The organism is Nitrospinota bacterium (genome assembly GCA_029881495.1).
GTDB lineage: Bacteria > Nitrospinota_A > UBA7883 > JACRGQ01 > JACRGQ01 > JAOUMJ01.
The window spans coordinates 69,326-94,161 of record JAOUMJ010000009.1 but is presented as its reverse complement, the minus strand read 5'-3'; the positions used below and the strand labels follow the sequence as shown (position 1 = coordinate 94,161).

Here is a 24,836-nt window from a genome sequence, read left to right as displayed (position 1 = left end):
ATCGACTTTAGGCCGTTCTCGTCAGCGGCCTTCAGCGAATTGATCGTCGCGTTTCGGAGTTTCTCGTCCTCGTCCCCTTCTCCCATGCGTGGACCGACCGCGTGTATCACGTGTCTCGCCTTCAGCTTCCCTCCGCCTGTTATGACCGCACCCCCTACAAACGTCCCGCCTATCCTGTCACACTCCTGCTGAATGGAGGGCCCGCCGCGTCGCGCTATCGCTCCGGCAACTCCCCCCCCCAGGATAAGGCGGTCGTTTGCGGCATTAACTATGGCATCGCAATCAAGAAGGGTGATATCCCCTTCTATTATCTCAATGGTTGCGCTGTTAATCGTCCTTTTCATTTGCCTCATATTACTTTATCCTTATAAGCCGTATGAAAATCACTTTAACCCTAATTTATAGCAAGTTGACATGAAAAAGGAAAAGAAGATACTCGATCCTGCTGACGGCAATATGCCGTGCAACTACATAAGCCTTGATATGGACTACCCGCGCTCAAAAGGGGGTATTGAATCGTTCCTGTGGTACATCTATCACAGAAACATCGAAGTTATCATCGGTCACGATGGCGAATGGTACATAGTCGTAAAAGGAAAATGCTCTAAACTCTCCGGCACCCGCTGTCTGGCAAGCTCGGACCAGCCGGAGAACTGCCTTATGCACGGCGAGAAACCGAGATCGCTTAACGATGTCGCCAAATTCAGATTCACAACGGAGATAGACCTGCTTCTCTATCTGAGAGAGCATCGCCCAGCGCTCTTTAAAAAACTCAATCCGGCGACTCAGAAGGCGGCCAGGAACGGCAACGGCCCTTCACTCCAAAAAAACAAGAAAGTGATAGTGAAATCGCGCGACACTGCAGACGTTCTCGATGAAACACACGACTGCTCGAAGTGTGACAAATGCTGTACCTATCTGAATATAACCGTAGATAAACCGACCTCGGTAAAGGATGTTAAGAACCTGCTCTGGTATGTTTATCATGAGAACTGCGACCTCAATCTAGACGAAGATGGTGGATGGAGCGTAGTCTTTCATAACCGGTGCGATATGCTTGATAGGCATGGCCTTTGCTCCGTGTACGAAAGACGGCCATCCATTTGCAGCCAGTTTTCCAGCAACAACTGCCATGGGCTTGATTTCGGGAACTCCGTGAAGGAATTTTTCCCTACCGGCAAAAAGCTGATCTCATATTTCTCCAGAAAGCGGGGGGCGCTATTTAAAAAGTTCACTCCGCAAATGAAAAAACTGGCCGAATAGAATTCTTGAGCGAATGGTTGGCTATGCTCCGTTATAAATCGTGTAATTGAAGTACAGTGAAATATTTAAACGTGGTTATTCAACTCCTTAGGTATTTTTAAATAAAATTGGCTAATGGAAATCTTTTTTTTTGCCGATGTCACCTTGTAACGGGTATACTTTTTTAAATGAAATTTTGGAGTGACGGAAACATGCGATTGGCCTCTTTGGTATTACTTTTAAGCATTGCCGTTTCAGGGTGCGGATTTTTTGAAGGGGGCGACGGACCAACCGATACCGGGCCAGACAGCTCTTTTTCGATTTCATATTACGGCGGTTCACAATTTGACTTCAGCAACGCGGATGGAGATATCGGAACAGCCGACTACGACGGCGTCAACACCCTGATATGGTTGCGAGGTAGGAAGCTCAACGATGGGACGCACGCCTATAACATTCAGATCAGTTTTGCCGGGAAAGAGATGGGGACATACTCTGTCGGCAGCGGAACCTCGAACTCCAGCTATGTAAATGTGGATACAATCACCGATGGCGGAGATTGGGACGGTGCTTTTAACGCGTCAACTGACGGATGCTCAAATCCGGGAGATGTAAGCAGTATAAATAACGGATATACCGTTATTTCAGGCTACGGCCCTGTAGGGGGACGCGTGATAGGGACATTCAACTTCACATACCGCTCACAGATGCAGTGCGGAAACCTGAAAAGGTTCACGGGAACTTTCAATGTGCCAAGATGCAACGACAACAGGGATTTGAATACGGAACCCTGCTTCTAATATCCCCTTTTCCCAGTGTTGGTAGATTCCCGTCCCAAACTTCTCTTATATTTCACAAAATGATTTTGCCGGTTCAACAAAACCGGTGCAAGGGATGAATCTTCTTTACGCGGAGCGCGAGATCTCTTCGACAGAGGGGACTACTTGAACCGCTTCTTAAGCTCCGCCATTATCTCGTCCGGCGAAACGTCATGGGCCGCCATCGCGACCAGAGTGTGGAACCATAGGTCCGCCGCTTCGTAGATTATCTCATCCCGGTTCCCGTTCTTGCAGCCGATAACGAACTCCGTAGCTTCCTCACCTATCTTCTTCAGATATGAGGCGTCCCCTTTTCTGAACAGGGAGGCTACATATGAGCCTTCCGGCATCTCCCTCTTCCTGTGCTGGATCGTCTGGTAAACGCGGTTGAGAACGGCATCATCCGAAACCTCGGCGCAGTTCTCCACCTGGTCGCCGTTTTCAATGCTCCTGAAAAAGCATGTCTCCTCCCCCGTATGACATGCGGGGCCGGCGGCCTCAACCGAAACAAGAATAACATCGGCGTCGCAATCGTATTTAATCTCTATGACATTCTGAACATTTCCGCTCTCTTCCCCCTTCTTCCATATCTTGTTCCTTGAGCGGGAATAGAAATATGTGAAACCGTTTTTCCGCGTGAGTTCGAGGCTCTCCTCATTCATCCAGGCCATCATGAGAACCTTTCCAGATTTCGCGTCCTGCACGATAGCGGGTAACAGCCCCTTTGAATCGAATTTGATCTCAACCTTTTTCATATCCGTACAGGTACCCCTTTTTCCTGAAGAAATTTCTTCACGTTCCCTACGGTCTCCTCGCCGAAATGAAATATCGACGCGGCGAGCGCTGCGGACGCGCCTGTTGTGACCAATCCATCGTAGAAGTGCTCCTTGTTCCCTACACCACCCGAGGCTATCACCGGGATATCTATCGAATCCACAACCGTTTTAGTCAGCTCGATATCGAATCCCTTTCTGGTTCCGTCTCTGTCCATGCTTGTGAGTAGTATCTCCCCAGCTCCGTAATCGCGCATTCTTTTACACCACTCGATGGCGTCCAGCCCGGTATGTTCCCTCCCGCCGTGGGTGAAAACCTCCCAGCTGCCGTTCGTCCTTTTTGCATCGACAGCCACTACAATGCACTGCGTCCCAAAGCGGTTCGCCGCCTCCCGTACGAACTCCGGATTCTTCACTGCGGCGGTATTTATACCTACCTTGTCCGCGCCAGCCACAAGGAGCCTGCGGATATCCTCCACGCTCCTTACCCCTCCGCCGACAGTCAAAGGCATAAACACCTTTTCGGCGGTTCTTTTTACCACATCGATTATCGTGTCCCTCTTCTCGTGAGAAGCGGTTATATCGAGAAATGTGAGTTCATCCGCCCCCTGCTCGTCGTACACCTCCGCCGACTCCACGGGATCCCCCGCGTCAACGAGGTTGACGAAATTGATCCCTTTCACGACCCGCCCGTCCTTGACATCCAGGCAAGGAATTATCCGCTTGGTAAGCACTACTTCTGAAACTCTTTGATTGCTTTTTTCAGGTCGATGGTCCCTTTGTAGAGCGCCTTACCTATTATCGCGCCCCCTACATTTTCCACTTTTGAAACCTCTTCGAGGTCGTCCATGGTGGTAATGCCACCAGAGGCGATCACCTCATGTTTGCTCACTTCTGCCATCTCGCTGAGACCTTCCATGTTCACCCCCTGCATCATCCCGTCGCGGGAGATATCGGTATACACAACACCTCCAAGGGGCCAGTCGTTCAACGCCTTCACGATGCTAGTACCTGTAAGGCTTGAGGTGGTTGTCCATCCGTCCGCCGTGGCATGCTTCTCCTTCACGTCGATACCTGCGATTATCCTTTTAGGGTATTTGACAGCCATCTGCGCGGCGATATTCGGGTCTTTCAGGAGGAGCGAGCCGAGTACTATCCTCTCCACGCCGCTGTCAAAATAGGCATCGGCGGTCTCCATATCCCTGATCCCGCCTCCAAGCTGGATCTTGCACTTCACAGCCTTGCAGATCTGCCTGATGAGCTCGCCGTTCCTCGGTATCCCGTGAACGGCGCCATCGAGATCGACTATATGGATTATCCTCGCCCCGGCGGATTCCCACTTTTTAGCCTGGTCGACCGGGTCGTCGGAGTAGACCGTTTCAAGGTCCATGTCCCCCTGAATGAGGCGGACGCATTTTCCCCCCTTCAGATCAATAGCAGGCAAAATCAACATCCGCTGATTCTACACATTTTGCCCTACCCCAACAAGGAGCGAAGCGAAACAAAAAGCAAAAATATTCACTCTCCGATTTTCAAATCAGCGGAGAGTCATCCTTACAGGCAACTACCGTGTGACTGCTCCTTTCCAGTGGAACCATTTATAAAATTCCGGGACAAGGAAAATTATTGATGAGAGCGCCAAAATGCCGGCCCAGTCGTAAAGCGAAAGGGGGACCGTATGAAGCGCATTCTGCAAAAATGGCGTGTATACGGCCATCAGCTGAAGGGCGATGGAAAAGAGCACCGCCAGGAGGAGTAACGGATTTGAAAAAATACCGACCACCGGAAGCGGTGCATGAAGGGCACGGAAGTTGAAAACATTTACCAGCTGCAGGATCACAAGGGCGGTGAACGCCACCGAATTGGCGTGCGCGAACCTCCCTATTGGATTCCCGTCAAGATAATAATAGAAAAAGAATAGTGTCAGCCCGGCCATAACGGAGCCGAGAAAGAGGACGTTCCAGAGGCTTTTCCCCGACAGTATCGGCGCATTGACCTCGCGCGGAGGGCGGCTCATAGTCCCCTTTTCCAGCGGCTCGAATCCGAGCGCGATGGCGGACATCCCGTCTGTCACGAGATTCATCCACAATATCTGCGCCGGAAAAAGGAGAAGCTCTCCGCCGAACATCAGGCAGGCAAATATCGCCAAGACCTCTGCCATGTTGGATGAAAGGAGATAGCGGACAAACTTTTGAATATTGTCGTACTGCCTCCTCCCCTCTTCAATCGCGTTTACTATGGAGGCGTAATTGTCGTCGAGCAGAATAATATCGGAAGCCGATTTCGCCACGTCGGTCCCTCTTATCCCCATCGCTATTCCGATGTTTGCCTGCTTCAGCGCGGGGGCGTCGTTCACGCCGTCACCGGTCATCGCTACGATCGCGCCGTGGCGCTGAAGAATTTTAATTATCCTCATTTTGTGTTCGGGCGCGGTTCTGGCGAAAAGAACCTCCCCTTTCAGCTTTTGCTCCAGCTCATCATCCGGTATCTCTTCCAGCATCGGCCCGGTCAGGACCGTCTCTACGCGAAGCCCTATCCTTTCGGCAATGTTTCTCGCGGTATCGGGGGAATCACCCGTTATCACAATCGTCCTGATCTTCGCCGATTCTGCCAGCTTGATCGCCCCTGCGACCTCTTCGCGCGGTGGATCGATAATTCCAACTATCCCCAGAAGCGTAAGCGATCTCTCCACATCATTCTCCTTAAGCGGGTGCCCGGCATCCAGCGTCCGCCTCGCAAACGCCAGGGTCCTTAGCCCCTCCCTCGCCATGGAGGTAAAAGCTTCCTGTACCTTTTCCCTTTCAGCCGCGGTCATTTCAGTTTCAACGCCGTTGCGGAGTATCCTTACGCACTGGCTCAACACTACCTCGGGCGCCCCTTTTACATGGGCTACCTTCGCCGTACCGGTATTCTCGATAATAGTCATCCGTTTACGCTGTGAATTGAATGAAAACTCCGCAAATGCCTTTCCGTTTTGTTCATAGGTCATTTCGGCCTTGCGACCCATTACCACCAGCGCCCCCTCTGTCGGCTCGCCGATAATCAACCACTCACCATCCTCCATAACAAGTTTTGCGTGATTACATTTCACCGAAGTTTCAATCACCCCAAGCATGTCGGGATGATCCTTCGGGCTTACCCTCTTGCCGCCAGCCGTAAACTCCCCCTTCGGGTCGTATCCGATGCCGGTAACATCAAACTCGCCCGACGCCGTCCAGACCTTTTTAACGGTCATTTCGTTTTTTGTGAGCGTCCCTGTTTTATCGGTGCAGATGATGGAAGCGGCGCCGAGCGTCTCAGCCGCGTGTAGCCCCCTTACAAGGGCGTTCCGTTTCACCATCGTCCTTATTCCGAGGGCGAGGGTAATAGTGACTACAGCAGGGAGGCCTTCGGGGATCGCCGCCACGGCGAGGGAGACAGCCTGCATGACCATCTCCAGCACACCCTTTTTCAAAAGTATTCCAGCCAAGCCGATTGCTATCGAAACGGCAAGAGCAATATACCCAAGCTTCGCGCCAAGCTCTGAAAGCTGTTTTTGAAGCGTCGTCTCGGAAGTATCGACCGTCTGCGTAAGTTTTGCGATTCTTCCAATTTCCGTGGACATCCCGGTCTCAACGACTACCCCACGTCCGCGACCGTTCGTGACGATCGTCCCCATCCACGCCATGCAACTTCTCTCCGCGAGGGGAGTATCCTTCGCCACTGGCGGGGTGAACTTCTCAACCGATTCCGATTCCCCCGTGAGGGATGATTCGTCCATCTTCAGATTGAGCGATTCGACTATTCTCAACTCCGCCGGAATGTGATTGCCCGTTTCCACCTGTACGATGTCACCCGGCACTAAAGTTTTTGCGTCTATCTCCACTAGACGTCCCTCACGCAATACAACGCATCTTGGGGAAAGCATCTTTCTTAGTGCTTCAAGCTCGTTCTCGGCCCGCCACTCCTGCGCGAAGCCGAGAAGGCCGTTCAATACGACTATCGCCATTATCGTAACGGCGTCGACTACCTCCCCTATGAAAAAAGAGAGAAGCGCGGCGACCACCAGTATGAATATCAGCAGATTCGTGAACTGTCTTATCAGAACCGCATACCATGCGTCGCGCGGCTCTTCCTTCAGCATGTTGTAGCCGTGGCTCGCAAGACGGTGGGAGACCTCCACCGCATCCAGACCTTTGGAAACATCCGTCCGAAGCTCGTTGATAGCATCCGTCGGTTCATAGATGTGCCACGGCTTTACAGCGAATTCACCCACCTTTGGATTCTCCAACTATTAGGAACTGTATAATTATTTAAGGTACTTCGACTCCAAATATTACTCATATTTTACCACCATGAAACCCCGCAAGGGGATTTTGTATGGCAGAGCCACCTTGCAAACGCTAAAATACATTCTCATGGAAATTCTCCAGGCTCGAACAGGAAAGTGGATATACGCAATCCCCCTTGCTGCGTTTGCCGTTCTGCTTTTTGTCTCGCTGACAATCAAAGGCGCAATGCACGTGCTTTTCACAAAAGGGTCGTATTACTTTATTCTTTTCATGCTACTGACCTGGGGGACATATATCGCCATCTTCCTGAATAAATCGTCTTTCGCGGCTGGCCAGCTCCTGGCCAGATCGAAAAAGGGGATTATCATGGCGCTGATACTGACCGCGATAACATTCCTTTCGGTAAAACCTGAATTCAGGGTTCTTAGCGATGAAACGAATCTTGTTTCGATATCAAAATCATTCTCGGAAAACAGAAGCGCGGTAAATGTCACGATGGGAAAGTATTACTACGACGATTACAACTCGCTTGCGACAGTGGTTCCGAAGCGTCCGCTTGTGTTCCCGTTTCTGGCTAACATACTTCATACGAGCTTCGGCTACAGCGTGAACAACCTCTACATATTAAACGCCATGGTACTTTTTATTTTCCTTTGCATGGTGTACATGGTTTCCAGCCGGTTTCTAGACGAAAACACGGCGCTATCATCGCAGTTTTTCGTTGCTTCGGTGCCGATAGTCGCATTCAGCTCCACTTCCGCGGGATTTGACATGCTTTCGACCCTTTTCTTTTTCCTGTCGCTTATTTCACTTTTTCTTTTCATGAAGCACAGATTGCCGGAATATTTTTCCATGCTTTGGCTGAACCTTCTTGTCTTTTCCAACATCCGCTATGAGTCGTTCATCTTTTTTATCGTAATCATGGTCGGCCTCTACATTTTCGGATATATCAGGCTCGAACTAGTGAAATCTTCCAAGAACGTCATCGCGCTCACTCCTCTTTTTTTCCTGCCGTTTTTCTGGCAAAGCGTTCTATCGCAGGGGAAATTCGAAGCTCCCCCCGGCACTCCGGTACTCGGGATAGGACACTTTATGAACCACACGAAAACATTCCTGACAAAACAGTTCGATTTTTCCTTCTTCCTCCCCTACTCGAACATTCTCCACATCCTTGCTTTTGTGCTCCTCGCAGGGTTCCTTTTCGGAGTGGCGCGGAAAAAGATATCGTTCGAGCGTGACTATCAGATGCATTTCGCTGTCTTTCTGCTAGGGGCGCTCTCGCTTAACCTTGTCATCTTCCTCTCGCACTTTCTGGGGAACTACGATCACCCCGCAAACGCGCGGTTCTTCCTTGTATTCGCGATCGCAAGCTCCCTTTCGCCTGTGTTCATGAAGACCTTCAAGCGGGATATCATCGACGGCAAAATCCTTCTCCCGCTGGCGGTTGCTGTTTTTCTCATCTATCATCCGCTGGCTGTCGAAGGGAGATTCATGAACCAGCTTACCCTTCCGCGGGACGCGAGGATGTCGTACGATTTTCTGGAAAAATCCGGGGAAAAGAACGTGATGGTCATCGTAGACCGTCCTGGACAGTTCACCGTATTCAACTATGGAGCGATCTCCTTCGCCCACGCAAACAGCAACAAAAATATATTCATAAATGAATTGAAACGGCACCTATTCAGCAATATCTACGTCTTTCAGCGGATCGCGTATCATAACGGCGAGCCGGCAAAGGAGTATAAGCTCGACAGCGATTACGTTCTAATAACGGTCGAAGAGATACAGCTGACAGCGACAGAATATTTGAGAATATCCAGAGTAGTGCCGGAAAAGGGGTGAACGGTACCGCGTTTACAGAGCGGCGAAGAATTCCAAAAGCTGCTGCCTGAATTTTCCGCCATGCTTCCCTTCAGTCATTGCGTCGATATGCATCCCGCCCGGAACGGCCCAGAATGTTTTCGGCTCCCCGGCTTCTTCGAAGATCTTTTCACCGTGTGAAAAGGGGACCTCTTCATCCGAATTGCCGTGAATCACCAGAAGGGGGGTGGGAGATATCTCCTTGACCCTCTTAATGGGGCAGTATTTGTCCGATACGAAAAGATATGCAAACGGCTGGAGAATCCAGGTCTCGCGCCTCTCCGCAAGCCTTTGCTTGGCGATCGTTTTGTATGAATAGAAGGCGCTCTCGGAAACTACCGCGCTAAGTTCCTTCTTGTTGGAGAACTGTGGCACGGCATGGAGGAGCACCGTTCCGCCTATGGACTGTCCGTAGGCTATAAACTTCATGTCGCTTCCAAGCTGCCGCTCCCTTTCCATGTTTTTGTCGTATGCCCATTTCAGGGCCGCGAGCGCGTCATTGTTCAGGTTTTTCTGGTTATGCTTCCCTCTCGACTGTCCGTAGCCCTGGTAATCAAAGGTGAAGAGGTTGTAGCCTTCGCGCGTGAGCCATACCAGCGAAGAGAAGTGGCTAGTCATATTCTCTTCGTTACCGTGGAACTGGATAATGGTGCCAAGCTCCTGCTTTTTCTTGTCTGCCGGGAAATACCATCCGTGCAGACTGGTGCCGTCAAGACTTTGGAAATCAATACTCTGATACTGGTAGCCGTAATCGGTGGGATTGTAGATCAAACCTGACTTTGGCTGATAAAAGAGACTGCTGCAGGAAAAAGAGAAAGAGAAAATCCCAAGCGAGAACAGATACAGAAAGGATTTTTTATTCATCTTGCCATTATACCAATCGGGGAATATTTATCACAGCCAAATTTACTTGTTTTGCTCCTTAGGGGTCCACTGGCCGAGCCTTTTGAGGATAGCGCACCCGACCTCTTCGCAGAGGAAAAAGGTGTGCATGAATTCGTCCCTTGAAATCTTCTTAGCCTCAACGCCGGTGGGTTTGCCTAGCGAATTGAGATATTCGAGGCGTACCAAGCCATCTTCCTGCTCCTTGGCCCAAAAACAGTTCTCTCCACCGCCAATTACGTTCACCTTCTGATGGTAGTGCCCGTCTATCCTTCCGTTGATGAGTGTGGCTACCGCCTTGTCGCTCCTCAATCCCCCACCCTTCGTATAGAAGGAAACACCTGCCCCGACACCCTTTTTCAAGTCCTCAGCCGAAACGACCCTCTGTTTCGCCAAGGGTACATTTTTCGCCAGGTTCTCCGCATCCTTGGCAAGCTGAGCGGCATCGGCAGGGGATATGGCAGGTTTTTTCTTTTCAACAGCCTGCTGAAACGAAAAAGGACTTTCTCCGAAACCCTGCTTGCTTGATTTCGTAGAGGCACCCTGCAGATTGAATCCCTGTACTATCGGCTCGGATTTGCCGAGGAGCACCATTTCGAGCTTCTCCCTGAGGAGATCCATTGAAAACGGTTTCTTCAGAAACGCGTTCGCTCCCGCCTTTGAGGCAAGAAGAAATTTCTCGGTATGCTTTTCCCCGCATAGGACGAGAAACCCGAACCTCCCTGAAAATCTCTGTTTGAATGTTTTTATGAATGTAACCAGCCCTTTTTCCGCTGTTTCCCAGTCTATGATTATCGCGTCGACCTTGACACGCGGCAGAGGCTTTACGCCGCCAAAAGCCATGCCTAAATCCGCCTCAAGATTCTGTTTGATCAAAGTATCGAACTCTTCCTTGGTTCCGGCGGCCATGACATTTATAAGCCCCAGCTTGTGGCACATTATATTTACGATATTCCTGGCTTTGTCATCCTTGTCGAATATCAATATCTTTTTTCTCTTAATCTTCCCTACTCCTGTTCATCTGGCAAAAAGATGCTGGTTATCTTTAAGGACACCAAGTACCTTTTCCCTGTCTTCAGAGGTCTGATTCAGGGAAAGGGTCAATCTCAATCTTGATGAGCCTTTCGGTACGGTGGGTGGTCGAATTGCCTGTAAATAAATGTTCCGTTCCCAAAAAACTTTCTCCGCTTCGACCGCTTTTCCGGCATCCTCCGTAACTAGCGGTATTATATAACTATTCGATGGTGCAACCAAACCTATAACACCTAGTAGATTATGGAACGATTTAACGCCACTTAAAAACATTTCCCTCCCGTGCGAAAAGCCGGAAAGTAGCTCAACTCCCTTTGCCCCACCGAGGGCGAGCGCAGGGGGGAGCGAGGTGGAGAATATAAATGACCGCGCCCTGTTCATAAGAAAATCGGTCATCTCCCTGCTGCCACCCGCGAATGCGCCTGCTACTCCTGCGGCCTTGCCAAGCGTTCCGACATGAATATCTATCCCCCCTTCCACCCCAAGTAGCTCAGCCGTACCCCGACCATTTTTACCAAGAATACCGAATGCGTGGGCATCGTCGAGATAGACTTTAGCGTTATATTTATCAGCCAGTTGGCAAATTTCCGCAAGCGGAGCGATGTCGCCGTCCATACTGAAAAGGCCGTCCGTTACGATCCATCTTGTTTTTGCGTTTTTATATTCCAAAAGGAGTTTTTCCAATACGGACATATCAAGATGAGGATACCTTTTGAACTCGGCACGCGATAGGAGGCATCCGTCTACGATCGAGGCGTGGTTGAGCCTGTCCCCCAGTATAACATCCCCTTTCCCTGCAATTGAGGGGATGATGCCGGTGTTCGCGGCGTACCCGGAATTAAAGAGGAGCGCCGACTCAAATCCGAGATAATCCCTCAGCCTCTCTTCGAGCATCCTGTGGGGAGTGAGCGTGCCGGAAACGAGGCGCGACGCGCCGGAACCAGCGCCGTACTCCTCCAATCCTTTATGGATGGCGTCTTTGATCTCCCTGGAATGTGATAGACCGAGGTAATCGTTTGAACAGAAGATGAGGTAATCTTTTCCGCCGATACGCCCTACCCTGCCGTCGGACGATTCAAAAACCTTTACCTGGCGAAGGAGGTTTTGCTCCCTGAGTTCCCGGATCTCATCGCCAAACATCACGCTCCCCTTTTTGCCACCTGAAACCGTATTCGGCGATGAAAGGAAAAGCGCGTATCCTATCCCCTTCCGACAACCTCTAGTCCCAGATCCTCTACCATTCTGACGTCGTCCTCGGCATTCCTTCCTGTAGTGGTAAGATAGTTGCCGACCATCGTGGAATTCGCCCCCGCGAAGAACATCCACGACTGCAAGTCTCGAAGATTAACCTCTCTCCCCCCCGCGACCTTTATATCCCTGTCGGGCAAAAAAAGGCGGAATACGGCGATTATCTGCAGAACCTCCAGCGGCTTGAGCCTTTCGCTCTTTTCGAGCTTCGTCCCCTCTACCGGATTTAGAAAATTAAGCGGTATCGAATCTACACCAAGCTCTCTCAACTCCGACGCCAGCTCGATCCTTTGGACAGGGGTCTCTCCCATACCCAAGATCCCCCCGCAACAGACCCTGAGTCCGGCACTCTTCGCGGCGGCAATGGTTGCCACATTCTCGTCGTAGTCCCTCGTGGAACAGATCTTGGGATAAAAACTCCTTGCCGTTTCTAGATTGTGGTGAAATTCATCCAGCCCCGCCTCCTTCAAAGCAACCGCCTGTTCCGAATCGATAACTCCGAGCGATGCACATCTGTGAATGCCGACATTCTGTTTCATGGATCTGATGGATGCGATTATCTTTTCGAAATCGCCGTTGTTCTTTTCCGGCCCCTTGCCGCTCGTGACGATACCGAATTTGTGCGCACCGTCGCCAATCGCCTTCTCGGCGGCGCTGACAATTTCATCTGCCCCCATGAGAGCGTATTCCGGAGATTCCGATTTGCTGAAAACCGACTGCGGACAGAAGGCGCAATCCTCGCCGCACCTGCCCGAACGGGCATTCACAATTGAGCAGAGGGATATTCTGTTCCCCTTATGCTTCCGCCTCACCGCGTCGGCGGCGGCAATCAGATCCATGATATGTTCCCGTGGGAGGGTTATCAGCTCCAGCGCGTCCTGTTCGGATATCTTTTCGTTGCGCAATGCCGACTCTCGGCAACTCTCGATTAGTTTTCTGCTCATAAACCTTTTGACGTAACGTTGACCCTGATAAATTTCTGGCCCTGCCGCTCCACTTTCTGCATTTTAATTCTTAATAATCCCAATTTGAATTCAGCGACAACCATCTCTTCCTGCACGGATGCGGGTAGCCGGAAAGTCCTCTGAAACGGGCCGTAATTCCTTTCAACCTGAATAAAACTCTCGCCGCTTCTGGTTGAAAACTTCCGCTGTCCCTGGATGGTTATGACATTGTCACGAACCTCGATCTTCAGATCCTTTTCATCAACACCGGGAAGCTCCGCGATGATGTGAATACTCTCCTCCGTTTCATACAGATCTACGGGCGGCGCCCATGTTCTGATGATGGAAGGAACAGAGTAGGCGCTGTCCTCAAAATACTGACCCATCTTGTCCTGGAGAAGCACTATCTCCTTTAACGTTTCAAGCCTCTTGTGGGCCATGGAAATTCTCCTATTCTCCCTTTTGTTGAACAGTATAGCCGATTGTCTTTGGAGAAGTTATGAGAGAATCGGAAAATTTTGGTGAGTTGATACTGTCTAGTCCACCAATTTACGGAATATCAAACGCTTATCTTGTTGCCGGATTTCCTTGGAATGGTGTCGTCGTAAAGCCGGTAATTGTTCCTGCCATGGTTCTTGACGTAATACATGGCGTCATCGGCCTTATTCATGATGGAAGTGACGTCATCTCCATGAGTCGGATAGATAGCAATGCCGATACTTACACCAAGACGGAGGTCATAACCGTTTACATTAAAAGGTTTCTTGAAAAGGTCTACTATTTTTGAGGCGATCAGCTTGAAATCCTCATCTTTCCGTAACTGAGGCAACAGCGCGGTGAATTCGTCGCCGCCAAAACGGGCCACAGTATCGCCCGAACGGAGACAGTTCCTAATATCCTTCGCGACTTTTTTCAATAGCAGGTCGCCCATATTATGTCCATAGTTGTCATTAACCTCTTTGAAATAGTCGAGGTCAAGGAACATTACCGCGGTCGTGTAGCCATACCTTTTTGCGTGGGCTATCTCTACCTGGAGGAGATCGTAGAAAGTGAGCCGGTTGATAAGTCCAGTAAGATTATCGTGAAACGCCATGTACTCGATCAGTTCAACATGTTTTTTATGCTCGGAGATATCCGTAAACACTCCGGCGTAGTGGGTAACTTTCCCCCCTTTATCCTTTATCGCTGTGATGGAGAGTTGTTCCGGAAATACAAGGCCATCTTTCCTCCTGTTCCAGATCTCACCGCTCCACTGCCCCTTGTCGAGAATCGCCTTCCACATCTTTTCATAAAAATCCATCTCATGCTTGCCGGAACTTAGTATCCGGGGATTTTTCCCGAGAACCTCCGCTTCTGTATAACCGGTTACCTCGGTGAAAGAGGGATTAACTGAAACGATCCTCCCTCTTGGATCTGTGATTATTATGCTTTCAACAGAATTTTCAAACACGGAGGCGCTCAGATGCAGATGCGATTCGGTTTCACGGATAAGGCCGAGGAGTTCGAATACATGCTTCAGGAAAAAAGATAACGCGATGAGAATTATAGCCGAGGGGATTATCAGGTTGGAATAGCTCTCCTCAAAATTTTCGTATGTCCCCATTATCAGGAAGAACATACCGGTCATTAAAATAACCAGAGAAGTTACAACCAGCTTTTTTCCGGCAGACTCAAGTTTTGTCATTTGGCCTCATCGCTTCCATACATAATAGTGTATCAGGTTTGACAGGGAGTCCAATACTTCCAAACAAACCGCCCCGCGAACACACATTGTCATATTACGATAGCCTATAACCAATACGATTACAATAGGTTATCAATCCAAATTATCATCATTAACCGCGCATAGAACTCACATCATGTTACATTGCTGTTATGTAATATTACGAAGAAGTTATAAATACCTCATTTTTATCTGAGTAGCAGTTTCTTTCGCACCTGACCCCTCATCTGTGCGTAGGCCGGGAACGAATTCCATGCTCTTTACAAGCAAGAGGGCCAGTCCGCCGGAAAAGAGCTCCTCGTTTGAAATGAAAGTCATTGGGATGTACTTTTTCAATTCATCGACAAGCGGTTCGTATTCGGCGAATTTGCCTCTTGATGTATAGATCATCGCTGTTCTATTCAAGATGCACTCTGTCGACACTCCATAGCCAGGCTTGGTGATAACGGCGCGGGATATTTTTACCAGCTCTTCGTGGGAAACTGCGGCGTTGTCACAGGTGATCAGATTTCCATCACTCTGGCTCCTGTCGGCAAGAAAAAGAAACTGGTAATCTTTCATCCTTTTCAGCCCCAGGCGTTCAATGCCGCTCAAGCCAAGTCCTCCGAAGCTGACAAGAAAGGCCGGCCTTTCATCGAGACCGAGTTTTTTACGGATTTCAGTCTCCCCAACTTCACACTTTGCCCCGATCAAAGGGACCGTGACAGATTCCGCTATCTTCGGCAAGCCGAACGATAGCGGTGTGCTAATCATTAGAGAAGCCTCGGAATATATTCGCAACAATTCATTCGAAAGTTTTTCAAAGCGCGCGTCCTCGTCAGCATAGAAATTTAAAATGGCGTCCCATGTAAAGGTGGCTACGAGAATGGAAGGGAGCCCCGCTTTCAGGGCAAGCGGTATCGCAAACGGAACGATGTCGCAAACTATCGCGGAGGGTTTCAGTTTTCCGCACAGCCCAAGATAACGGTCGATCCAGCTCTCCCGGCTATCGATAAATTTCGACCAGGCTTCATATGTCGCGGGGACATCTATTGAAATCGAATCACTCTGCACAACTCCGATATCCATCTCGCCATGGTGGTAACCGTAGTCGACTCCGTGTAATTTGCTGTCGAATATCCTTTTGGGTATAGAGCTGAATATCTCCACCCTGATGCCGAGCCTGGCGAGTTCTCTGATCACTAGTGACGAACGAACCGCGTGGCCAAACCCGTGGCCGCTTATAAAATAAAAGACCGTTTTCAAATCGGCTTTATCTTGAATCGAACGTTGTCGGTAAGTCTCTTCCCCCCAGCAAAAACGGTCGCGGCACAGAATGCTTCGCGCACTTTTTCACCGTGAGCTTCGGAACCGACAGGCATAAGTGTATCGGCATAGAGGATCTCAAGACCGTGGAGCGTTACAAGCGGTTCGCTCCTGAAAATTTCACGCATTATCACAAAAGCGGAATCAACGCCTTTTGCCCCCTTTGACGCCATTATCTCGGCCCCGCTTTTCAGGGCACGATAGACTACCGGCAAAGCTTTTCTCTCCTCCGGGGTCAATAGCAGATTTCGCGACGATTTTGCCAGACCGTCCCTCTCTCTTACGGTAGGACAGGGCACTATTTCAACCGGAACATTCAGATCGTCGACCATTTTGCGGATAAGCGCCAGCTGATGGGGATCCTTCATGCCGAAATAAGCGCGTCTGGGCCGGACGATATTGAAAAATTTTAGCACTATTAGCAACATTCCGCGGTAATGCCACTCGAGTTTTTGGAACTTGAGAACCTTGAAGAGCGCGGGGAGCTCCAGCGAAGCCGAAAAACCGTCGGGATAAATTTCCTCCGCATTCGGCGCAAAAAGGAGATCGACCCCCGCCTTGCGGCACTTTTCCGCGTCACCTTTCGGATCCCTCGGATATTTCCTGTATCCATCGCTTCGGAACTGGAGCGGATTTACAAAGATGGAAACGATGACCTTGTCATTTTCCCTCTTTGCTCTTTTTATAAGTGAGAGATGGCCTTCATGAAGCGCGCCGAGCGTAGGAACAAAGCCGCATGTTTTCCCGCTCCTGGCGGCAGAATCGGAGAATTTTCCGATGTCAGTTATGGAAGATATGGTTTTCAGCTAGGCCTCGCAATGAAAGACTCCGAGCCTGGGCAAACGCCTCATCAGAGTTTTTCTCTACCTCCGAGGTGCTTCATTTTTTCGTTGAGCCTGGCGTTATCATTCTTCAGTTTTTCTATTTCGACCTGAAGAAATTCCTTTTCGTAATTGATCTCCGTGCAGATTTTTTCCTCCTGATCCTTGAGCAGAAGAATTTCGGTGTATGCCAGCTCCAGCTTTTTCGTCTTGTCGAGGAGTTCCATGATGGTCTGCCTTTCGCGGAGGACGCGCTCGATCTTCGCTTTGAGCTCTTCGACGCTGAAAGGCTTGGTTATGTAATCGTTCGCGCCTGATTCCACAACGTCAATAAATGAATATTGCGATGTGTGCGCTGTCATTATGATGAAATCGAGATCTTGGTAGTTCCGCTTTACTTCCTTCAGCAACTGCATCCCGTCCATGTTGGGCATACGGATGTCCGCGATGACGAAGTCGTATCTGCCGTGGCTAATTTTGTCCAGAGCAATCAGGCCGTCCTCGGCGCTATCCGCCTTGATAGACATCGACTTTAGAACCCTCGCCACCATCTGGCGCAGAACTTCTTCATCATCAACAACGAGGGCAGATATTTCCTGTTTATGAATCATTGTTTAATATTATATATCTTATTATTCAGGGTCAGACAGAATTCCTTTTAAAAAAGTAGGTTTTATTTTCCTCCCCGCGGAGAAGACGGCCGATATTCGAGCGGTGAGTAACTATAATAAGGGCGGCCAGCACGGCTGAAACAGCGTATATCTCCCATTCATATGAACTCCCTCCAAAAGCATATTCAAGAAAGAATATTACCGGGAGGGAAACGGAAGCACCAATCGATCCAAGCGAGACATAATGGGTGGCAGAAGTGATCACCAGATAAACCGCAAGTGCCAGAAGCACCTGCGCGGGAATGAGAGCCAGCATCATTCCGGCGGCGGTCGCGACCCCCTTCCCCCCTTTGAACCTGGCAAAAACCGTAAAAATATGCCCAAACACAGCCGCTATACCGCAAAATATCTGCATTTGCAAAGCAGTAAGGGGTTCGGGATCCGTTAGAGCGGAGAGCCACAACGTCGCAGCAAAACCCTTGAACATGTCCAGAAGCAATACCGGAACATAGAGTTTCAGCCCGAATGAGCGATAGAGATTGGTAGCACCGGCATTTTTGCTCCCGGTAGTTCGAATGTCAATTCCACCGTACAGATATCCCGCGACAAGCGCGGTCGGAATTGAACCGGCTATGTAACACGCTAAAAAAGTAAAAAATATCGACATCCTAAATTCCCCTGTTAAAATAGTCGTGTGTCTGGTTTTAAGTTTACAACATTAAACTATTAACAGGATTGCAGAAATTTTAATTTCCATGTCACGTCCCGTTTTGCATGGGACCAATACTGTTAAATTAAATGAATGGGAAAACGGTTTGAACTGACTAAACCCGGCTGTGGGAGAAAGCTGAAAGAAGATGAGCCTGGACAAACTTGAAAAGCTGCGCGATTCGGTTCCATTCCTGAAAAATTTCAGCAATAGCGACCTGAATTTATTCCTTTCAACTGTCAAACCTGTTAACAGACCGCCGGGATACCTTCTGTACGCAAAGGGAGATGTTCCCGACTGCTTCCATGTAATTATCAAGGGGGAGATAGAAATATATATTGAGATCAGCTCCTCCACCGAGACCAAAAAGAAAACCATTACGAAACTATCGGCTGGCGATCTTGTCGGGGAGATGGGGTTTGCCATGAGAGGGGAAAAGGGATCGGGCAACAGAACCGCCTCGGCCAGAACTATTTCCGATGTAATACTTTTCGAGATCTCGGAAAAATCGATAAACGATAAGCCCGAGCTGATGGCGGCGATCTACCGTAACCTGACACGAGCTCTGGCGCTGAAACTTGCCGAAACCAACAAGCTCCTCTACCAGAACAAGTAAATAACTCCTCCCCGGATCAGGGGCTCTCCTTATCGCTGGTAACTACCATATTTCTACCGCCGTTCTTTGCGATGTAAAGCCTGTTATCCGCCATCTTCAAAACATCTTCTCCCCGTTTCAAACCCAGCATTCGGGAATCGGCGACGCCGAAAGATGATGTTATTTTTATATCCGCATTGTCACAACCCTTGAAAGTAGACGCTTCTATCTCTTTCCTCATCCTCTCGGCCATCAAAGCGGCATCGGATTTATCCGATTCCGGAAGCACTATGATAAACTCTTCGCCTCCGTATCGCGCAACCGTATCGGCCTTCCTTACCTTGCTTACGAGCACGTCAGCAAACTCCTTCAATATTAGATCGCCGGAAAGATGGCCGTATGTGTCGTTTACCTTTTTAAAAAAATCAATGTCAGCGATTATCAGGGAAAAATGCCTGTCATACCTCCTCGACTTCTCCCACTCGGCGGAAAGTACGCGATAAAAATACCTGTTATTGTATAGTCCCGTCTGACCGTCAGTTATGGAAAGCTCTTCCAGCCGGTTATGCTGCATCGCGTTTGAAATCGCACTTGCGAGAATGTCGACGCCGAGGTGAATGAACGTGATGTCGGGATGATCGAAGAAGCCTTCCCTATTGCCATTCATGTTCAGCACGCCGATAGGCTTGCCATCCATCAAGATCGGTATGGAGATGGCGAAGTTATCGCGATACTTTGCGCGGCTTTCAGTCTTGAACCTGGAGTGCGCGAAATCGTTCACCAGCACAGGTTTTCCGCTGTCTAGTGCCTCCTTCATCAGCGGAGAATCCTCCAGCAAAACCTCGGATTTTATGCTGGTGCCGGACTGCGGATGGTTGGAAGCCAGAAGTTTGAGCCTGTTTTCATCAAGCGTGAAAATGGAAAACAGCTCCACGCCGAAAATGCTGGGGAGACGCTCCTTCAATGTCTCAATGAGCCTATCAAGATTGAGAATGAAAATCCCCTGGCTGAAATCGAGGAGTATCTCAAGCTTCCTCCGCTCCTCCTCCTCCTCCTTCTTGTTCCTTAATATCTTTGAGGACTGATGGACTATCTCATCGTTGACCTCTTTCAGCTCCTGAGCCGATTTTAGGAGATCTTTCATGGCGTCATACTTTTCGACCCCCGACCTGTATTCAAGGATAGCCTCGTCGACTACCTTCGGCATTCCGTCCAGGGTCTCCCTTGTGAAAAGGCTCCCCGCGCCTACGCGCCCTGCAGCCTCCCAGTTCCCCGCGCTCTCGTTTGGTGCGATAAAAATTAGCGGTATCCGGTTTTCGCTTTCATCGAGTGATTTTACGAACTGCGATACGTCCTCCCCCCTCGTTTCAGACGCAAGCCAAATGGCAAGATCATACTCATAATACTTCATCATCAGAACAGCCCGTTCGGTGTTCTTCACGGAATCTATCTTGAGGTTTATGGAAAGCCTCTCGAAAAACCGGTTTAAACGGGAAGATACTTCAAGGCCAAGCTCCATACTCTCGCCAACCATTAAGAGCCTTCTTCGACTGCTGAAATATACCATCACCAAATACTAAACAAACTGGTAAACAATATAAATCAATTTATTGACCCCAACGAGCGGTATCCCGATTCCATAAATCAGTTTCTTTTTCATGTTTGAGAAATTTCAATGCCGGAAATGATAAAGTATGCCATGGATACGGTACGTGCATTCGTTGCTGTAAAGGCTGGAAAAGAGGCCGAAGCCGCCCTGGGGGGGGTGCTTGCTGAACTGGCAAAAACCGGAGCGGATGTGCGTTGGGTCCATGCGGAAAATCTACACCTTACACTCAAATTCCTCGGGAACGTGAAAAGCGAACGGATAGGAAAGATCACTGAAACTGTTGAAAAAATTGCGCGCGAAACAGGCCCGATATCTCTGGCTGTAAATGGCTTGGAACTTATCCCAAATCCGCATTACCCACGAATAGTCTGCGCGGAGCTGGGGGGAGAAGTCGACAAGTTGAAGGATTTGGCGGAACTGGCAGAAAAGGAACTGGTGAAGCTCGGGTTTGAGGAGGAACAGCGAGAATTTTTCCCCCATATCACCCTCGGTCGGGTAAAATCTTTCAAGGCTAAGAGCAGTTTGATTATGAAAATGCGTCAGTTTCACAAAAGAGGTTTGGCGAAGATCGACGTTAAGCAGATCTTCCTGATGAAGAGCGAGCTGAATCCTACTGGCGCAATATATACAGAATTGGCAGAAATGAAACTTTCCGCGGGAGGGGAGAAATGAGCGATATTCCGGTAGACAAGAAAAAGGCGCTTGATATGGCCTTTTCCCAGATCGAAAAAAATTTCGGCAAGGGCTCCGTCATGCTCCTTGGGGATCACGGGCCGAAATTCTCGGCGGACAATGTCATCCCCACCGGGGCCATCTCTCTCGACTACGCCCTTGGAATAGGGGGGATACCGAGGGGGAGAGTGATCGAAATCTTCGGGCCTGAATCATCGGGTAAGACAACATTGACCCTTCATATAATTGCCAACGCGCAGAAAAACGGCGGTATAGCCGCATTCGTGGACGCCGAACACGCACTTGACCCGGAATACGCGAAACACCTCGGTGTAGATGTGGAAAACCTGGTCATATCCCAGCCGGATACAGGGGAACAGGCGCTTGAGATCGTCGAAACCCTTGTACGTTCAGGGGCTTGCGACGTTGTTGTAGTCGACTCTGTAGCCGCACTCACACCTGCCGCCGAAATAGAGGGTGACATGGGGGACAGCCACATGGGTCTACACGCCAGACTGATGAGCCAGGCGCTCCGCAAATTGACCGGCATAATCTCGAAATCGTCCACATGCGTAATATTCATCAATCAGATAAGGATGAAGATCGGCGTAATGTTCGGCAGCCCTGAAACGACAACCGGGGGAAACGCCCTGAAATTCTACGCAACTGTCAGGCTTGATATCCGAAAGATCAGCGCCATCAAGGAAAAAGAGGACGTTATCGGAAACAGGACGAGGGTGAAAGTGGTGAAGAACAAACTGGCTCCCCCTTTCAAACAGTCGGAATTCGATATCATTTTCGGCACCGGCATCTCCCTTCTTGGTGATCTGATCGACCTCGGCGTGGAACATGGTGCGATTGAAAAATCGGGCTCATGGTACTCTTATAACGGCGAAAAGATCGGGCAGGGGCGCGAACAGGCCAAGAACACATTCAAGGAAAATCCTGAACTCACAGCCAAGCTGGAAACACAATTGAGGGAAAAACTGGGGCTTGGGACCGCCAAGAAACTGAAGCCGCAGACGCCCGACAACGGTAACGAACCGAAAGAGAAAACGACAGGCAAAACCGCAAAATCCAAAAAGTAGCCATGTCGTCTCCTTTTCAAAAAGGGATGAATGTAGCTTATAGACTTCTGGCCAGAAGGGATCGGTCGATACTTGAGATCCGCGAGGCCCTCAAGAAAAGGGACTTTGAGGAGGATACTATAAAAGAAGTAATCTCCAGGTTGGTCGATGACGGATACCTGAATGACAGGAAGTTCGCAACTCTGTATGGAAGCTCGCTGTCGCGCAACAGGAAGGTCGGGCCGAATTACATAATGAACAAACTCATAAAGAAAGGGGTCGATAGAAAACTTGCCGATGAGGCGATTGCGGAGATCTTTTCGAACCCTGAAGATACGGAAAATCAGTTACATAGCCTTATCGAGAAAAAAATGAGCCGGATGAAGGATGGGCTTTCACCGATACATATAAAAAAACGTCTATATGATTTCCTGGCAGGCAAGGGGTTCGGAAGCGATGCCATATTGAAGGCAATCAATAAACGGAAACTTTTTTAGAGGGGATAATCCGATCTCAACTTCACCCCTTTATAACATCGGTCTGATGCAGATATATTTTTTCATTATCGGCGCGTCTGTAGGCTCATTCCTGAACGTAGTCATCCACAGACTGCCGGAGAGAAAGTCTGTCGTTACTCCCCGCTCATCCTGTCCCAATTGCGGCGCATCGATAAAGCCGTGGAACAACATCCCGCTCATCAGCTACCTTCTTTTAAGAGGTAGATGTCCAGACTGCAAAGCCGGGATATCTCCACGATACCCGCTCGTGGAATTTATTTGCGCCCTCATCTTCCTCTCTTCATACAACCAGTTCGGGGTAACTCCGGCCTCTATCGTGTACATGTTTTTTTCCGCTTCGTTGATAGCGATCACATTCATAGACCTCGACCACATGATAATCCCGGATGTAATAACTCTCCCCGGCATACCGCTCGGCCTATTATTCGCGTGGCTGATCCTTCCGATTGGTATTGAAAGTTCCGTCTGGGGCCTTGTATCTGGAGGGGCGCTTTTTTTCATTCTTGCTCTGCTTGTCCCAGGAGGAATGGGGGGGGGCGATATAAAACTGATAGCAATGATAGGAGCCTTCCTCGGATTGAAATCGGTCCTTTTCACCATCTTCCTCGGTTCGTTCATCGGTTCGATAGTTGGTATTACCAGCATCATCATTCTCGGGAAGGGGAGAAAAACCAAGATCCCGTTCGGCCCCTTTCTGGCGATTGGAGCGCTTCTTTCACTTTTTCATGACGAATTCCTGACAGATCTATACCTGCAACTATTTGTAAATTAGAGAATTAGCGATTCGCGCCGAGCATCTTTACATTTTTAGTCAGACAAAAAGCATTTGGGGTCGGGATTCAAATCCAAACAATCGGTCAAATCTACTTCAATAAATATTTTGTATATGGAAATCGGCAGTCACTTTCGAGCCTCAAGCATTTCCTTCCCCAAAAAATTCACCGTTCGACAGATGTTTCGATACAAGCGTAATGATCTCCTTCGCGACAACCGGTTTGGGGATATATGATAATGCCCCGAGCTTCAGCGCCTTTTCCTCCAGTTCAAACTCAAACGGAGGGCCCATAATTATTACATCAAGCCTTGAATGTTTTTCATGAGATTTCAGCATGGTTAACAAGTCAAATCCATCCAATTCATCCATTACGAGATTGGATAAGACCAGGTCGGGCTGAAAATTTTCCAGGAATTCCATGCCCTCCCGGATAGTGCTTGCCTCGGTTATGGAAACTCCTATTTTTTTCAGGCACAGCTTCAAAAATATTCTTTGAACCCAGCTGTTATCGATAACAAGCACCTTTTTATTTTCAAATAATGGGTACTCTTCCGGTTCTTCTTCGTTTTCAGTATTTACAAACATTTCATCTTCATTAATGTAAAAAAAATGAAAACAGAATTTGATAATCTTCCGTTTTCATTCGATTGGTATTGTTGCTCCCCGTTAATTTTTCCCGTTCTCGTTCATTAAAAAGTCAAATACTGGATCCGCAATAATCGATAGCCGAAATTCCAGCATGAAACGCAAGATCACCCCCGAAAATATACATAACCAGTTATACAAACCGTTAATATACATCATATATGTATTAAAATGCAACACTAAAATATATATATATTGCCAATATTTTTAATTTTATTCAATTCTCTATAGACTAATGGGAAAAATGGGTCTGTTTTACAATAAAAAAAAATTCCAGCTTTTGAAACCAAGTTAATTGCCAAATAATACAGTCGGGATGCCGTATGAAATATTTTTAGTAACATCAACCACCCAAAAGAAAAATGTACAACATGGAAAAACTTAATATAAATTTTGGAAAAAGAATGAAGCAGCTAAGGAAGATCCACGGATTAACCCAAAAGAAGCTCGCAAAAAAATCCAGGCTAGAGCCCGCATACATAGGGGCCGTGGAACGAGGTGAAAGAAACCTCACCATTAACAATATTGAAAAAATTGCGCGGGGCTTTAACACAGAGGTCTACAAACTTTTTCTCTTTTCAGATCTGGATCCAAAGGCCTCCCAGAAACTCCCCGATATCAAGCTTGAAAAAATTCTGGAACTGATAAAGAAACAGAAACCGGAGAAAAGATCGATGATCTATCAGATACTGACGATTCTGGATCTTGTCGACTAA

26 protein-coding genes are annotated in these 24,836 nt (G+C 48.8%); 9 read left to right on the top strand and 17 right to left on the bottom strand.

The genetic code is table 11. From position 1 onward, the window contains the following. On the bottom strand, nucleotides 1-353 hold a 353-nt coding region (locus tag OEY64_06075; protein MDH5542514.1), incomplete at its 3' end, for a macro domain-containing protein. 61 nt (nucleotides 354-414) lie between these two features. Here OEY64_06075 and OEY64_06070 point away from each other — a divergent pair. Both OEY64_06070 and OEY64_06065 read left to right on the top strand, forming a co-directional pair. Then, complete coding sequence (locus OEY64_06070) at nucleotides 415-1,263, top strand: YkgJ family cysteine cluster protein (protein MDH5542513.1); 849 nt, start codon at nucleotides 415-417, stop codon at nucleotides 1,261-1,263. 167 nt (nucleotides 1,264-1,430) lie between these two features. Then, on the top strand, nucleotides 1,431-2,042 hold the full coding sequence (locus tag OEY64_06065) for a hypothetical protein (protein MDH5542512.1): 612 nt from the start codon (nucleotides 1,431-1,433) through the stop codon (nucleotides 2,040-2,042). 140 nt (nucleotides 2,043-2,182) lie between these two features. On the opposite strand, the gene hisIE is transcribed toward OEY64_06065, so the two are convergent. From hisIE to OEY64_06045, 4 genes are all read right to left on the bottom strand, one after another. Then, complete coding sequence (gene hisIE / locus OEY64_06060) at nucleotides 2,183-2,815, bottom strand: bifunctional phosphoribosyl-AMP cyclohydrolase/phosphoribosyl-ATP diphosphatase HisIE (protein ID MDH5542511.1); 633 nt, start codon at nucleotides 2,813-2,815, stop codon at nucleotides 2,183-2,185. After that, nucleotides 2,812-3,567: an imidazole glycerol phosphate synthase subunit HisF gene (gene hisF, locus OEY64_06055; GenBank protein ID MDH5542510.1), complete on the bottom strand. Its 756-nt coding sequence runs from the start codon at nucleotides 3,565-3,567 to the stop codon at nucleotides 2,812-2,814. The genes hisIE and hisF overlap by 4 nt, the downstream gene beginning before the upstream one ends. Further along, nucleotides 3,567-4,286, bottom strand: a complete 720-nt coding sequence (gene hisA, locus OEY64_06050) for a 1-(5-phosphoribosyl)-5-[(5-phosphoribosylamino)methylideneamino]imidazole-4-carboxamide isomerase (protein MDH5542509.1) — start codon at nucleotides 4,284-4,286, stop codon at nucleotides 3,567-3,569. The genes hisF and hisA overlap by 1 nt, the downstream gene beginning before the upstream one ends. Before the next feature lie 111 nt (nucleotides 4,287-4,397). Next, a complete protein-coding gene (locus OEY64_06045) occupies nucleotides 4,398-7,088 on the bottom strand; it encodes an HAD-IC family P-type ATPase (GenBank protein MDH5542508.1) in 2,691 nt (896 codons plus the stop codon). A 118-nt stretch (nucleotides 7,089-7,206) separates the two neighbouring features. Between OEY64_06045 and OEY64_06040 the strand changes: the two genes are divergently transcribed. Next, a complete protein-coding gene (locus OEY64_06040) occupies nucleotides 7,207-8,946 on the top strand; it encodes a glycosyltransferase family 39 protein (GenBank protein MDH5542507.1) in 1,740 nt (579 codons plus the stop codon). A gap of 12 nt (nucleotides 8,947-8,958) precedes the next feature. Here the strand turns inward: OEY64_06040 and OEY64_06035 are convergent, their stop codons facing one another. The 10 genes from OEY64_06035 to plsY all read right to left on the bottom strand — a co-directional run bounded on the left by OEY64_06035 (nucleotide 8,959) and on the right by plsY (nucleotide 18,197). Further along, a complete protein-coding gene (locus tag OEY64_06035) occupies nucleotides 8,959-9,828 on the bottom strand; it encodes an alpha/beta hydrolase (GenBank protein MDH5542506.1) in 870 nt (289 codons plus the stop codon). A gap of 42 nt (nucleotides 9,829-9,870) precedes the next feature. Beyond that, nucleotides 9,871-10,830 carry a hypothetical protein gene (locus OEY64_06030; protein ID MDH5542505.1) on the bottom strand — a complete coding sequence of 320 codons (960 nt, stop codon included), beginning with the start codon at nucleotides 10,828-10,830 and terminating at the stop codon, nucleotides 9,871-9,873. A gap of 33 nt (nucleotides 10,831-10,863) precedes the next feature. Next, complete coding sequence (locus OEY64_06025; GenBank protein MDH5542504.1) at nucleotides 10,864-12,018, bottom strand: 8-amino-7-oxononanoate synthase; 1,155 nt, start codon at nucleotides 12,016-12,018, stop codon at nucleotides 10,864-10,866. 59 nt (nucleotides 12,019-12,077) lie between these two features. Then, entirely contained in the window at nucleotides 12,078-13,070 is a 993-nt protein-coding gene (bioB, locus tag OEY64_06020; GenBank protein MDH5542503.1) for a biotin synthase BioB, read from the bottom strand. Then, nucleotides 13,067-13,510 (bottom strand): Hsp20/alpha crystallin family protein, encoded by a 444-nt coding sequence (locus tag OEY64_06015; protein ID MDH5542502.1) that lies wholly within the window; start codon nucleotides 13,508-13,510, stop codon nucleotides 13,067-13,069. The genes bioB and OEY64_06015 overlap by 4 nt, the downstream gene beginning before the upstream one ends. A gap of 119 nt (nucleotides 13,511-13,629) precedes the next feature. Continuing rightward, nucleotides 13,630-14,754, bottom strand: coding sequence for a diguanylate cyclase (locus tag OEY64_06010; GenBank protein ID MDH5542501.1), 1,125 nt, complete (start codon nucleotides 14,752-14,754; stop codon nucleotides 13,630-13,632). A gap of 210 nt (nucleotides 14,755-14,964) precedes the next feature. After that, a complete protein-coding gene (locus OEY64_06005) occupies nucleotides 14,965-16,038 on the bottom strand; it encodes a hypothetical protein (GenBank protein ID MDH5542500.1) in 1,074 nt (357 codons plus the stop codon). Then, nucleotides 16,035-16,877 carry a pantoate--beta-alanine ligase gene (gene panC / locus OEY64_06000; protein MDH5542499.1) on the bottom strand — a complete coding sequence of 281 codons (843 nt, stop codon included), beginning with the start codon at nucleotides 16,875-16,877 and terminating at the stop codon, nucleotides 16,035-16,037. Before panC ends, OEY64_06005 begins: the two co-directional genes overlap by 4 nt. Nucleotides 16,878-16,948: 71 nt before the next feature. Continuing rightward, nucleotides 16,949-17,530, bottom strand: coding sequence for a response regulator (locus tag OEY64_05995; GenBank protein ID MDH5542498.1), 582 nt, complete (start codon nucleotides 17,528-17,530; stop codon nucleotides 16,949-16,951). Nucleotides 17,531-17,561: 31 nt separating this feature from the next. Next, nucleotides 17,562-18,197 carry a glycerol-3-phosphate 1-O-acyltransferase PlsY gene (gene plsY / locus OEY64_05990; protein ID MDH5542497.1) on the bottom strand — a complete coding sequence of 212 codons (636 nt, stop codon included), beginning with the start codon at nucleotides 18,195-18,197 and terminating at the stop codon, nucleotides 17,562-17,564. 190 nt (nucleotides 18,198-18,387) lie between these two features. On the opposite strand from plsY, the gene OEY64_05985 reads away from it, so the two are divergent. Further along, the gene (locus tag OEY64_05985) at nucleotides 18,388-18,855 is read left to right on the top strand and encodes a cyclic nucleotide-binding domain-containing protein (GenBank protein ID MDH5542496.1); all 468 of its coding nucleotides are present in this window, start codon (nucleotides 18,388-18,390) and stop codon (nucleotides 18,853-18,855) included. A 16-nt stretch (nucleotides 18,856-18,871) separates the two neighbouring features. Here the strand turns inward: OEY64_05985 and OEY64_05980 are convergent, their stop codons facing one another. Next, nucleotides 18,872-20,368 carry a sensor domain-containing diguanylate cyclase gene (locus tag OEY64_05980; GenBank protein ID MDH5542495.1) on the bottom strand — a complete coding sequence of 499 codons (1,497 nt, stop codon included), beginning with the start codon at nucleotides 20,366-20,368 and terminating at the stop codon, nucleotides 18,872-18,874. Between the two features lie 141 nt (nucleotides 20,369-20,509). Between OEY64_05980 and thpR the strand changes: the two genes are divergently transcribed. Genes thpR through OEY64_05960 form a run of 4 tightly spaced genes read left to right on the top strand, consistent with a single transcriptional unit; the run spans nucleotide 20,510 to nucleotide 23,472 of the window. Beyond that, on the top strand, nucleotides 20,510-21,115 hold the full coding sequence (thpR, locus tag OEY64_05975) for an RNA 2',3'-cyclic phosphodiesterase (GenBank protein ID MDH5542494.1): 606 nt from the start codon (nucleotides 20,510-20,512) through the stop codon (nucleotides 21,113-21,115). Then, nucleotides 21,112-22,203 carry a recombinase RecA gene (gene recA, locus OEY64_05970; protein MDH5542493.1) on the top strand — a complete coding sequence of 364 codons (1,092 nt, stop codon included), beginning with the start codon at nucleotides 21,112-21,114 and terminating at the stop codon, nucleotides 22,201-22,203. The genes thpR and recA overlap by 4 nt, the downstream gene beginning before the upstream one ends. Nucleotides 22,204-22,229: 26 nt before the next feature. Beyond that, on the top strand, nucleotides 22,230-22,679 hold the full coding sequence (locus OEY64_05965; GenBank protein ID MDH5542492.1) for a recombination regulator RecX: 450 nt from the start codon (nucleotides 22,230-22,232) through the stop codon (nucleotides 22,677-22,679). Nucleotides 22,680-22,725: 46 nt separating this feature from the next. Further along, complete coding sequence (locus OEY64_05960; protein ID MDH5542491.1) at nucleotides 22,726-23,472, top strand: prepilin peptidase; 747 nt, start codon at nucleotides 22,726-22,728, stop codon at nucleotides 23,470-23,472. 141 nt (nucleotides 23,473-23,613) lie between these two features. On the opposite strand, the gene OEY64_05955 is transcribed toward OEY64_05960, so the two are convergent. Next, nucleotides 23,614-24,060: a response regulator gene (locus OEY64_05955; protein ID MDH5542490.1), complete on the bottom strand. Its 447-nt coding sequence runs from the start codon at nucleotides 24,058-24,060 to the stop codon at nucleotides 23,614-23,616. A 464-nt stretch (nucleotides 24,061-24,524) separates the two neighbouring features. Here OEY64_05955 and OEY64_05950 point away from each other — a divergent pair, with 464 nt between their 5' ends. Beyond that, nucleotides 24,525-24,836, top strand: coding sequence for a helix-turn-helix transcriptional regulator (locus OEY64_05950; protein ID MDH5542489.1), 312 nt, complete (start codon nucleotides 24,525-24,527; stop codon nucleotides 24,834-24,836).